At 72.6% G+C, this 10,072-nt stretch carries 12 protein-coding genes; 6 read left to right on the top strand and 6 right to left on the bottom strand.

The annotated features are described in order from the left end of the window. Nucleotides 1–53: 53 nt before the first annotated feature. Together AADR41_RS39330 and AADR41_RS39325 are read right to left on the bottom strand one after the other, a co-directional pair. On the bottom strand, nt 54–1,607 hold the full coding sequence (locus AADR41_RS39330; RefSeq protein ID WP_342287035.1) for a peptidoglycan recognition protein family protein: 1,554 nt from the start codon (nt 1,605–1,607) through the stop codon (nt 54–56). A 221-nt stretch (nt 1,608–1,828) separates the two neighbouring features. Next, complete coding sequence (locus AADR41_RS39325; RefSeq protein WP_342287034.1) at nt 1,829–2,545, bottom strand: nitroreductase family protein; 717 nt, start codon at nt 2,543–2,545, stop codon at nt 1,829–1,831. A 301-nt stretch (nt 2,546–2,846) separates the two neighbouring features. Between AADR41_RS39325 and AADR41_RS39320 the strand changes: the two genes are divergently transcribed. The 4 genes from AADR41_RS39320 (at nt 2,847) to AADR41_RS39305 (ending at nt 5,870) form a co-directional block, all read left to right on the top strand. Beyond that, complete coding sequence (locus AADR41_RS39320) at nt 2,847–3,080, top strand: acyl carrier protein (protein WP_342287033.1); 234 nt, start codon at nt 2,847–2,849, stop codon at nt 3,078–3,080. Beyond that, nucleotides 3,077–4,327 (top strand): beta-ketoacyl-[acyl-carrier-protein] synthase family protein, encoded by a 1,251-nt coding sequence (locus tag AADR41_RS39315; protein ID WP_342287032.1) that lies wholly within the window; start codon nt 3,077–3,079, stop codon nt 4,325–4,327. The genes AADR41_RS39320 and AADR41_RS39315 overlap by 4 nt, the downstream gene beginning before the upstream one ends. A gap of 30 nt (nt 4,328–4,357) precedes the next feature. Next, a complete protein-coding gene (locus AADR41_RS39310; protein ID WP_342287031.1) occupies nt 4,358–5,275 on the top strand; it encodes an alpha/beta fold hydrolase in 918 nt (305 codons plus the stop codon). A 94-nt stretch (nt 5,276–5,369) separates the two neighbouring features. Beyond that, nucleotides 5,370–5,870, top strand: a complete 501-nt coding sequence (locus AADR41_RS39305) for an SRPBCC family protein (protein WP_342287030.1) — start codon at nt 5,370–5,372, stop codon at nt 5,868–5,870. A gap of 3 nt (nt 5,871–5,873) precedes the next feature. Here AADR41_RS39305 and AADR41_RS39300 read toward each other — a convergent pair whose 3' ends face one another. Beyond that, nucleotides 5,874–6,242 (bottom strand): nuclear transport factor 2 family protein, encoded by a 369-nt coding sequence (locus tag AADR41_RS39300; protein ID WP_342287029.1) that lies wholly within the window; start codon nt 6,240–6,242, stop codon nt 5,874–5,876. A gap of 138 nt (nt 6,243–6,380) precedes the next feature. Continuing rightward, entirely contained in the window at nt 6,381–6,833 is a 453-nt protein-coding gene (locus AADR41_RS39295) for a DUF5709 domain-containing protein (RefSeq protein WP_342287028.1), read from the bottom strand. 236 nt (nt 6,834–7,069) lie between these two features. On the opposite strand from AADR41_RS39295, the gene AADR41_RS39290 reads away from it, so the two are divergent. Next, entirely contained in the window at nt 7,070–7,300 is a 231-nt protein-coding gene (locus AADR41_RS39290; RefSeq protein WP_124721321.1) for a DUF6296 family protein, read from the top strand. A 13-nt stretch (nt 7,301–7,313) separates the two neighbouring features. Here the strand turns inward: AADR41_RS39290 and AADR41_RS39285 are convergent, their stop codons facing one another. Further along, complete coding sequence (locus tag AADR41_RS39285; RefSeq protein ID WP_342287027.1) at nt 7,314–7,739, bottom strand: cold-shock protein; 426 nt, start codon at nt 7,737–7,739, stop codon at nt 7,314–7,316. Between the two features lie 139 nt (nt 7,740–7,878). Beyond that, on the bottom strand, nt 7,879–8,754 hold the full coding sequence (locus tag AADR41_RS39280; protein WP_342287026.1) for a DMT family transporter: 876 nt from the start codon (nt 8,752–8,754) through the stop codon (nt 7,879–7,881). A gap of 129 nt (nt 8,755–8,883) precedes the next feature. Here AADR41_RS39280 and AADR41_RS39275 point away from each other — a divergent pair, with 129 nt between their 5' ends. Then, nucleotides 8,884–10,026 (top strand): winged helix DNA-binding domain-containing protein, encoded by a 1,143-nt coding sequence (locus AADR41_RS39275; protein WP_342287025.1) that lies wholly within the window; start codon nt 8,884–8,886, stop codon nt 10,024–10,026. The last annotated feature ends 46 nt before the right edge of the window (nt 10,027–10,072 follow it).

Below are 10,072 nucleotides of genomic sequence, written 5' to 3'. Positions count from 1 at the left end.
GGGGCGGGGGGGGCGGTACCGGCACCGCCCCGCCCCACCTGCGCGGACGGTTCTCAGCGGCCCGTCTGCAGCGCCGTCCAGGTGCCCGGACCCACCATGCCGTCGGCCGTCAGTCCCCGGCTCGTCTGATAGGCGCGCACCGCCGTCACGGTCGCCGGGCCGAAGCTGCCGTCGACGCCCACCGTCGAGCCGAGCGCGGCGGTCAGCGCGCGCTGGAGCCGCTTGACCCCGTCGCCCGAGGCGCCCTGCTGGAGGCTCGGTGTCGCGCCGGCCGACAGCAGCGCGGTCCAGGTCCTGGCGCCCACCACACCGTCGGCGTCCAGCCCGCGGGTTGCCTGGTACGCGGTCACCGCGGTCCGGGTGGCCGGCCCGAAGGTGCCGTCCACGGCCCCCGCGGAGTAGCCCTGGTCGTTCAGCAGCTGCTGGACCGCCTCGACCTGGGCGCCCGTCGAGCCGCTCTGCTGGGTCGCGTACGAGGTGAAGCTCAGCCGGTCGGTGCCCTCGCCGCCGCCGGCGGATCCGCCCACCAGCTCCATGTAGCGGTTCCAGTCCCAGTAGGGCCCGGGGTCGGTGTGGTCGTTGCCCGGTGCCTCGCTGTGCCCGATGATGTGCGCCCGGTCCTTGGGGATCCCGTAGCGGTCGCACAGCGACTTGGTCAGGGCCGCGGACGCGCGGTACATCGTGTCCGTGAACCAGGACGGGTCGTCGATGAACCCCTCGTGCTCGATCCCGAGCGACGAGGAGTTGGCGCTCTTGGCGTGGTAGGCGGTGTCGCTGTTGCGCACCGTCTGGGTGATCTCGCCGTCGGAGGAGCGCACCACATAGTGGGCGCTCACCTCCGCCGCCGGGTTCTGGAACCAGCTGATCGAGCCCGCGTACGAGCCCTGCGTGACGTGCACGACCACCTTGTTGATCTTCGCCGAGCGGCCCGCCGCGAAGTTGTTCGGGTTGGCGGGCACCCACCGCGCGGACGGGTAGTCGGGGCTCTGGGTGCGTACGTCGGAGGCGGCGAGCGCACCCTTGTGCGGGGACACCGGACGGCTCGTCACCGAGATCCGCTCGCCCCCGGGGACGACCGCGTCGAGTCCGGAGGCCAGGAAGGTGTAGACGGTGTCGGCGTAGAGGGCGGCGGCAGGGCCCTGCGCCCCGCCGTACTGGGCGACGACCGGGTACCAGGCGTCGATGTCGTCGCGGTCGCGGGCGTCGAGGCCGAGCTTGTCCGCGTAGCCGCGCAGCACCGCGGCGCCGCCCATGATGTTGGCCCCGGTGTCGGTGCGCAGCTCGGCCGGCGGTCTGCCGGTGAGGGCGGCGGCCCGCTCCAGCGCCCGGTTCGAGGGGTTGCTCACCAGGTGCATCACACCGAAGCCGTTGGCCTGGCTGGGGCGCCCGGAGTGGCCGTCGAGCCGGGTCTCGCCGTAACCGACGGCGGCCAGCAGATCGCGCGGTACGTCGAACCGCGCGGCGGCGAGGGCGAACGCCCGGTCCATCGGACGGCCGTCGCCCGGAGCGGCGAAGGCCGGCGTGCCGGTCACGGTCAGGACGGTGGCGGTGAGGGCCGCCAGGACGGATGCGCGGCCCTTTGTGTGGGCGGCGGCGCGGCTGGGCATACCTGCTCCTGCTCGGTGGGGGGAAGGAGGACGGCCCCCGGCCGAGTGGGGTGGGCCGAGGGCCGTGAAGCCCGCTCAGCGTAACCATCTGGTCAGGGCATGACAATCATTTGCCCGGCGTGTCCAACTGCCGTTCACTCCAACGGAGTTGCCGCGGAGCCCGGCGGCCTGCCCGGCGAACGGATGGACCGTCGTCGGGCAGGACCGGCGGTGGGTCCGTCCTACCAGCGGTCGCGGTGGATGACGTCGGCCACCGGGCGGCGCCGCACCGGACCGAAGTTGCCCTGCGGCCATCCGACCGGAATGGCGGCGTAGGTGTGCATGTCCTCGGGGATGCCGAGGGCCTCCTTCCACTCCTGCTCCAGCATCAGGTGCCAGATGGTGATGTTCGCCGCGAGCCCCAGGGCCCGCGCGGCGAGCAGGATGTTCTGCACACCCGGGTAGACGCACGAGCCCTCGGCGAGCGCCTGGAAGCGCGTCTGCGTGTTCATCATCTGCTCGGTCGCGGCCGGTCCGAGCGCCCGCGCGGAGGCCAGCAGCCCCTCCTCGTCCAGACGCGGCTCCGGAAACCGGTAACAGGGCACGATCAGCGCCGGAGTGTCGGCGAAGTGGTCGCGCTGGTACTCGATCGCGGCGACCATCCGGCCGTACGCCGCCTCGTCCATGCCCTTCGGGGCGTACTTCCCGGTCGTCGCCAGATAGGCGTCCACGCACCGCTTCCACAGGGGCGCCAGACGGGCCATCACCTCGCGGTCGGTCACCACGACATACTCGTAACACTGCATGTTGCCGCCGCTGGGGCCCCAGACGGCGGCCTGTATGAGCTGCTCCAGCGTCTCGTCCGGCACCGGTTCCGGCTTCAGGCGGCGCATCGCGCGCATGGTGGACATCGTCGGGAAGAGCGCGGGCCCGTCGGCATGGGGCGTGTCGATCGTCATGATCGCGGAGTGTACGGGCCGCGCACCGGCCGCGGGAGGCCCGTCGGCGGGGGCCGAGGGGGGCGTCCCGGCGGGTTCGCTCCCGCCTGCGCGTCGGCCGCCGCGGACCCTTGCGGCGGGCCGCCGTGAACCACCGAAATCGCACACCTGGACAGCAGCCCACCGCACGGGGGAACGCGGATCGGCTTCACCTTCGCGAAGGCGTATAAATGGTTCCTCCGAAGACCAGTCGGCGTCCCCCGATGGCACTCACACCTCACGCGGCAGGGCGTCACCGCGTACGAGAACGCAGGAGCGCCGCATGAGCACGGCAGAAGAGATCAGCACCTTGCTGGTGGCGAACTTCGGCACCGATCCCCTCGAAATCCGGCCCGAGGTGTCGCTCCGTCACCTCTGCCTCGACTCGCTGGCGTTGGAGGAACTCCGGCTGATCATCGAGGACCGGATGGGCGTCGACCTGGACGACGTCGAGCTGACCTCGCGGGACACCGTCGGCAGGCTCGTCGACGTGGTGCACCGCAAGGCAGCCGCGTGACGGGCCGCGCGTACCGCCCCGAGCCGTTCGCCGCCGCCGTCACCGGGATCGGCATGGTCACCGCCGCGGGCGTCGGGGCCGAAGCGACCTGGCGCACGGTCTGTGAGGCGTCGACCGCCCCGTCGGTGCCGCACCGGCCCGAACTCCACGACCTGCCCTGCGACTTCATGTACACCGTCGCCGGCCTCGACCCCCGGGCACTGCTCGGGGTGGCGACCGCGCGGCTGATGGACCGCTTCTCGCAACTGGCCGTCATCGCGGCCCGCGAGGCCGTCGCCGACGCCGGACTCGACCCCTCGGTCTGGGACGGCGGGCGGGTCGCCGTGGTCATCGGCTCCGCCCACGGCGGACTGCCCTTCTACGACGAGCAGCACACCACCCTCACCCAACGCGGCGCACGCCGGGTCTCCCCGAAGCTCGCCCCGCTCACCGTCGTCAACGGTGCGGCCAGCAGCGTCGCCACCGACCTCGGTGCCCTCGGCCCGAGCCAGGCCGTCTCCACGGCCTGCTCCTCCGGCACCGTCGCCATCGGCACCGCCCACCAGATGCTCCGCACCGGGGCCTGCGACATCGTCGTCGCGGGCGGCGCCGAATCGGTCTGCTCCCGGCTGCTGATCGCCAGCGCCTGCCAGCTCAAGGCCGTCTCCACCCGGCGCGACGACCCCGAGGCGGCCTGCCGCCCCTTCGACATCCACCGGGACGGCTTCGTCGTCGGCGAGGGTGCCGGGCTCCTGGTGCTGGAGCGTCCGGAACACGCCCTGGCCCGCGGCGCCACCGTCCGCGCGCACATCGCCGGCTACGGCGCCTCCAGCGACGCCCACTCCGCGGTCGCCCCGGACCCCGGGGGCCTGGGCATCGAGCGGGCGCTGCGCTCCGCGCTCGCGGACGCCGGGGTCGCGGCCCGGGACATCGGCCATGTCAACGCCCACGGCACCTCGACCGTCTCCAACGACCTCATCGAGGGAACGATGCTGCGCCGGGTCCTCGGCGAACACCCCCTGGTCACCTCGACGAAGGCGATGACCGGACACACACTGGGGGCCGCCGGCGGCATCGAGACCGCGCTGACCGTACTGGCGCTGGAGCACCGGCTGGTACCGCCCACCGTGAACCTCGACTCCCCGGACCCCGCGATCCCCGTCGAAGTGGTGAGCAAGGAGGCCCGGCCCAAAACGTTCGACGCGGCCGTCAAGACCTCGCTCGGTTTCGGCGGACACAACGCCGCACTCGTTCTCACCAGGGCCTGACCCGGAAACCCAAGAGGCAGGCGAACCACCATGGCCGACGAGATCATCCGGACCCTGACGGTGGACGGGCTGCGCTACGGCTACCGGGTCCTGAGACAGCCCTCGCCGCGCACCGAACCGGTCATCATCCTCGGCGGCGCGCTCCAGGGAATGTACGGCTGGCCGCAGATGGACGACCATCTCGGCCCCCTCACCTCCGTGGTCACCGCCGACCTGCCCGGCATGGGCGACGCGGACCTGCTTCCGCCCGGTGCGGGTGACGACGTCCTGCACGCCGCCGTCACCGGGATCATCGACGATCTGGACGTGCCGAGGGCCAACCTCTTCGGGTTCTCCTACGGCACCTCGATCGCCTTCGGCTGCGCACAGCAGCATCCCGGCCGGATCGCCCGGCTGATGCTCGGCGGAGTGCCCGCCCACATCACCGACGAGCAGCGGGCCCGGTGGGGCCGCGCCGTCGACCGGCTGGAGACCGGTGACCTGGAGGGGCTGGCCGGACTGGCCGCCGGGGTGCTGATGTGCCAGGACCCCGAACGCAAGGTGCACCGCGGCGAGTTGGCACGACGCTATGTGAGGCGCTCGTTCCTGTACGCCCTCACCCACTCCCCGCACGCCGCCCTGTCGCTGCACCGGGCGCTGGGGCACCGCCCGGACTTCTCCGGTGGGCTGACCGGCGTACCGGCCCTGGTCTTCGCGGGTGAGCACGACACCGTGACCTCGCCGGAGCGGCAGCGCGCCTTCGCCGCGACGATCGAGGACAGCAGGTTCGTCACGATCGGGGAGTCCGACCACTGGGTGGTCCTGGAGCGTCCGGACGACGTCGCCGACCTCGCGGCCCGCTTCTTCACCGACCGCCCGCTGGAGCCGGCGCCCGGTCTCGCCGCGCTCCCGGCGCAGGCGCGGAGCTCGCGCAGACCGGCCGGCCGGGACCTCGCCGACACCCCGTAGTCCGTCCGGGCCCACGGGGCGCCGCTCCGTTCGACGGGCCGGTGCCGGGCTGCCTACGGTGGAGGCCGGGAGGGGGACTCCGGAAGGAACGGTCATGGGCAAACCCGAGTTCGTCTACGTCATCTACATCCAGACCACCGCCGAAAAGCTCTACGAGGCGCTGACCGACCCCGGATCGATCAAGATCTACATGGGCGGTTACGGCCCCGAGTCGAGCTGGGAGACCGGGGCGCCGGTCCGCTGGAAGATGGACCCGGACGGCGAGTTCGAAGAGGTCGGTCAGCGGGTTCTGGAAGCGGCCCCCGGCAAGCGGCTCGCGTACACCTGGCACACCCTCCAGCCCATGCACCGCCAGATGTTCGACTTCGCCTCGGACGAGGAGTGGGACCGGGCCGTCCGGGAGCGGTCGAAGGTCGCCTTCGACATCGAGCCGGCCGAGGAACCCGAGATGGGCATCAAGCTGACCCTCACCCATGACGGGTTCGACAGCCCCGACAGCAGGATGCTGGAGGGCGTGAGCGGCGGCTGGATCATGATCCTCTCGACGCTCAAGACCCTCCTGGAGGGCGGCAGGTTCCTCGACGAGCCGGCCTGACGCTCAGGCGCCGGGCACCCGGTCGAGGAAGCCGCTGACCGAGGTGATGCGCCCGTCGCCGGCGAGGGCGATCACATCAAAGCCGGCGACCGGCGCCGAGCCGTCGGCGACGGAGACCAGCTCCCAGCCGAAGCGCACGATGTCGTGGTGTCCGTCCGGCGTGCCCGCGAGCCGGAACTCGAAGCCGGGGAACTGCTGATGGGCGCCGTCGATCGTGGCCGCGAGCTCCTCGTGGCCACGTACATCGGCCAGCGGGTCGGTGTAGGTGGCGTCCTCGGTGAAGGCGGCCGCCACGGCCTTCGCCAACTCCTCGTCGGTGGCCGCGTTCCAGGCGGCGAAGTAGCGCTGGACGGCCTCGTCGTATGCGGTCATCGTGCTGCCTCTCCTCGTGTCCCGGCCCCCGGCCGGGCTCTCGTCGTGCTGGTGAGGAACACGATGTCCGAAGGCGCGCGGGGGGTCGATTACCTCCGGGGTAATGGCCCGCGCGGCCGGGGCGGGAGAGGCACCGCCTCAGATCCGGCCGTCCGACACCACGTGCATGGCGGCTTCCTCCGCCGACGCGGCGGCCCCGTCGATCCCCACGTCCTCGCCCGCCATGGTGTCCGGCTCGTCGATGTCCAGCTGCCGGGTGAGCCGGCCGGCGCGTACCGTGCCGACCTCCGCGTCCCACAGCTCCCCGTCGCCGCCGGGCAGGTCTCCGATGCCGTCGCCGACGGTGTCGGAGGACTCGGGCAGTTCGCGGGCCAGACGGCCGTCCAGCGACTCGCCTTCGTGCTGTTCGGCGGCGGTGGTGCCCCGGTCCTCCACGGCCCACGGCCGCTCGGGCGGGGAGTAGCCCTCGTCGAGCGCGTCGGTCAGATGCCGGTCGTCAAGGGTGTCCTCGACGTCGAGCTGCTCGGCCAGGTCCGAGGCCTCCGGCTGCTGGGGCTGGTAGACATCGTCTCCCCTGTCGGCATCCATCATGGCGTTGTCCCTTCCCGAATCAGGGGATCCCGGGCGTGCATGCCGTGCACACGACTCGGGAGAAAAGGGGATCGTTCCTGCGGTATGCACCCGAGTGCCGTCGAACCGCCCGTATGGCTTCAGGATAACGGTCTCCGGCCGGGGAGGGCCGCTGCTCGGGCGCCGAGGGCCGGTCGGAGGGACCATGGAAGACACGGGCGGAACATGCCCTGTCCCATCCGCAACGGAGAACGGTCATGGATTACCCGGAGAGCTACCAGTTGGTATTTCAGGCGTCCGCGGTGGAGGACGACACGGTGACCGTCCGGCGCACGGCACAGTCGGGGGCGGGCGGCTTCCCGATCTACGAGGACGAGACCGGGATCGTGCGCGCGGAGATCAGCGACCAGGGCGAGGTGCGCATGCTGGCCAGCGGCGGCCACCAGGTGCTCGGCACCCCGCTGGTGGTGCGGGAGCCGAGCGGCTGAACCCCCGCGCCGGTCAGCCCTCGGTCCAGCCGTGGTTCTTGGCGAACTGCAGCAACCCGCGCCGGATCTGCAGGATCTGGGCACCCGTCAGCGAGGGCGCGGACTCCAGCAGCACATCGGTCACGTCCCGGGTGTACTCGGCGGCGCTGAGCACATCGCACAGGGCATCGTCGTCGGGCGCCCCGGCGGCGGTGACGGCCACGGGCCGCGGGGGAGTCAGCGGCTTCCCGTCGGGCCCCTCGGCGAGCCGGACGGACGACGCCTTCAGACCGCGGTCCCCGTCCTCGATCTCGAACTCGACCGCCGTGCCCGTGTGTACGTAGGACTCGGGGATCAGCATGTCGTTCACATGGAGGAAGACGTCCTCGCCTCCGTGATCGGGTGCGATGAAGCCGTAGCCCCGAGCTCCGTCGAACCGCACAACGCGACCAGAAACCACACCGACCCCCAGAAAAGAACCGGGCCCCTTGCCCGTACGCCACACATGACCCGACCGGAGAATAGCCCCGAGCGGCCGGGCGGCGCGACCCGGTCGGGAGCAATCGCCGCCGCCCCGGGCCGGGACGCCGACGGCCCGCTCATCCGACCCGGCGCTCGGGCGGCGCCGCGTTCCCGGCCGCCAGCGGGGAGCGGGCCAGCTCGACACAGCCTGCCGTGATCAGGACGAGCGCGATCAGCTCAGGCAGCACCCACCACCCAGTGCGCAGCTCCTCGCCGAACAGCGTCACCCCGTACACCACACTGATCAGCGCGTCCCCGAGCGTCAGCATCGGCTGCACGGCGACCAGCGTGCCCGCCTGGAGGGCGTTCTGGAGGAGGAACAGGGCGCCCACCCCGGCCGCCGCCGTGGCGTACAGCTGCCAGGAGGTCAGGAGCGCCACCGCCCCGCCGCCCCCTTCGAGCCGGGCCATCGCGTCCTTCATGAGCGCGGCCGTCAGGGCGTACCCGCACGCGGCGGCGAGGCCGAGCAGCGCGCCCCGGGTGTTGCCCCGGCTGCCCAGGGCCGCGCCGATCAGCGCGGCCTCGAAGAGCCCGGTCAGGATCAGCGCCGGAACCCAGGCCGCCCCGTGCACATTCGTACTGCCGCCGCCGGGGGCCGCCGATGCCATGCCCAGGGCCAGCCCGAACGTCACGGCCGCCACCCCGTACCAGACCCTCCGGGGCAGCCGGACGCGCATGACGAACGCGGCCATCAGCAGCGTGGCGGGCAGCTCGATCACGAAGATCGGCTGGACCACGGCGATCGGCCCGGTGGCCAGCGCCACCGCCTGGCAGACGGCCGCGACGATCACCAGGCCGATCCCGGCGAGCCACAGCCGCTGGCGGACCAGGTGCCCGATCAGTGACAGACGCATCGCCTCGCTGTCGGGGACGGTGCGGGCGGCACGGCGCTGGAGCACGGAGGCGCTGCCGTTGCTGAGCGCGGTGAGGACGGCGAACAGGACACTGATCACCGGACCATGATGCGGGCGGCCGCCCGCCGATCCCGGGTCCTGCGGCACGGCGGCATGGCGGGATCCCGGACCGGAGCACGATCCCCGAAGAGGACCGGAGCTGTCCGCAAGCCCGAGTAGCGTGCACCCATGGTCGTCAGGAAGAACCCCGCCGCTCCCGCCGTGCTGTCCCCGCGCGCGCTGAACCGCGCCACGCTGGAGCGCCAGCTGCTGCTGCGCCGCACCGCGATGTCCGCGAAGGGCGCCGTGGAGCACCTGGTCGGCCTCCAGGCACAGAACACCAAACCGCCCTACTACCAGCTCTGCGCCCGCCTCGAAGGCTTCGACCCGGCCGAACTCGCCGGGCTGATGGAGTCCCGCGAGGCGGTCCGCATCGTCACCCTGCGCTCCACCATCCATCTGCACACCGCCGCCGACGCGCTCACCCTGCGCCCCCTGGTCCAGCCGGCCCGCGACCGGGAACTCAACACCTTCCGCAAGGGACTCCTCGGAGTGGACCGGGACCGGCTCAGGGATCTCGGCAGGCAGCTCGTCGAGGAGCGGCCCCGTACGCCCAAGGAGATCCGCGAGGCGCTGCTCACCGAGTGGCCCGACGCGGATCCGCAGTCCCTGGGCGTGGCCGCCCGCTGTCTGCTGCCGCTGGTCCAGGTGACCCCTCGCGGGGTGTGGGGGCGCAGCGGCGGGGTCGCGCTGACCACCGCCGAGCACTGGCTCGGCGCCCCGTCGCAGCCGGCCGCCGCACCCGACGCCGCGGTGCTGCGCTACCTCGGCGCCTTCGGGCCGGCCTCGGTGCGGGACATGCAGGCCTGGGCCGGGCTGACCCGGCTGCGGGAAGTCTTCGAGCGGCTGCGCCCGCGGCTGGTCACCTTCCGGGACGAGAACGGGGTCGAGCTCTTCGACCTGCCGGACGCCCCGCGTCCGGACGAGGACACCCCGGCCCCGCCGCGCTTCCTGCCCGAGTTCGACAATGTGCTCCTCGGTCACGCGGACCGCACCCGGGTGATCCCGCCGCGCTACCGGGGGCGCAACGGGAACGGCAACCAGTCGTACGGGACGGTGCTCGTCGACGGGTTCCTCGCGGCGGTCTGGCGGCTGGGCGACGGGCCCGGCCGGGCCGTCCTCACCGTGCAGCCGTTCGGCAGTCCGGGCCGGGCCGAGCGGGACGCGGTCACCGAGGAGGCGGCCCGGACGCTCTCCGTCATGGCGCCCCCGGCGGGCGGCGCCGACGGGTACGACATCCGGTTCGGGACGTTCGTCGACTTCGGGGAGTGAACCGGGGCGGGGCTTCGCGGACACGGAAGGGCGGTGGGGGGGGGGG

Source organism: Streptomyces sp. CLV115 (genome assembly GCF_038448545.1).
Taxonomy (GTDB): domain Bacteria; phylum Actinomycetota; class Actinomycetes; order Streptomycetales; family Streptomycetaceae; genus Streptomyces; species Streptomyces sanglieri.
The sequence above is the reverse complement of the archived record's forward strand: the minus strand, read 5'-3'. Positions and strand labels throughout refer to the sequence as shown.

Bases quoted from the DNA above. Each gene is read 5' to 3' on its own strand.
- AADR41_RS39320 (WP_342287033.1), top strand. From the start codon at position 2,847: ATGAGCACGGCAGAAGAGATCAGCACCTTGCTGGTGGCGAACTTCGGC.
- AADR41_RS39275 (WP_342287025.1), top strand. From the start codon at position 8,884: ATGGTCGTCAGGAAGAACCCCGCCGCTCCCGCCGTGCTGTCCCCGCGC.
- AADR41_RS39305 (WP_342287030.1), top strand. From the start codon at position 5,370: ATGGGCAAACCCGAGTTCGTCTACGTCATCTACATCCAGACCACCGCC.
- AADR41_RS39300 (WP_342287029.1), bottom strand. From the start codon at position 6,242: ATGACCGCATACGACGAGGCCGTCCAGCGCTACTTCGCCGCCTGGAAC.
- AADR41_RS39290 (WP_124721321.1), top strand. From the start codon at position 7,070: ATGGATTACCCGGAGAGCTACCAGTTGGTATTTCAGGCGTCCGCGGTG.
- AADR41_RS39295 (WP_342287028.1), bottom strand. From the start codon at position 6,833: ATGATGGATGCCGACAGGGGAGACGATGTCTACCAGCCCCAGCAGCCG.
- AADR41_RS39325 (WP_342287034.1), bottom strand. From the start codon at position 2,545: ATGACGATCGACACGCCCCATGCCGACGGGCCCGCGCTCTTCCCGACG.
- AADR41_RS39330 (WP_342287035.1), bottom strand. From the start codon at position 1,607: ATGCCCAGCCGCGCCGCCGCCCACACAAAGGGCCGCGCATCCGTCCTG.
- AADR41_RS39310 (WP_342287031.1), top strand. From the start codon at position 4,358: ATGGCCGACGAGATCATCCGGACCCTGACGGTGGACGGGCTGCGCTAC.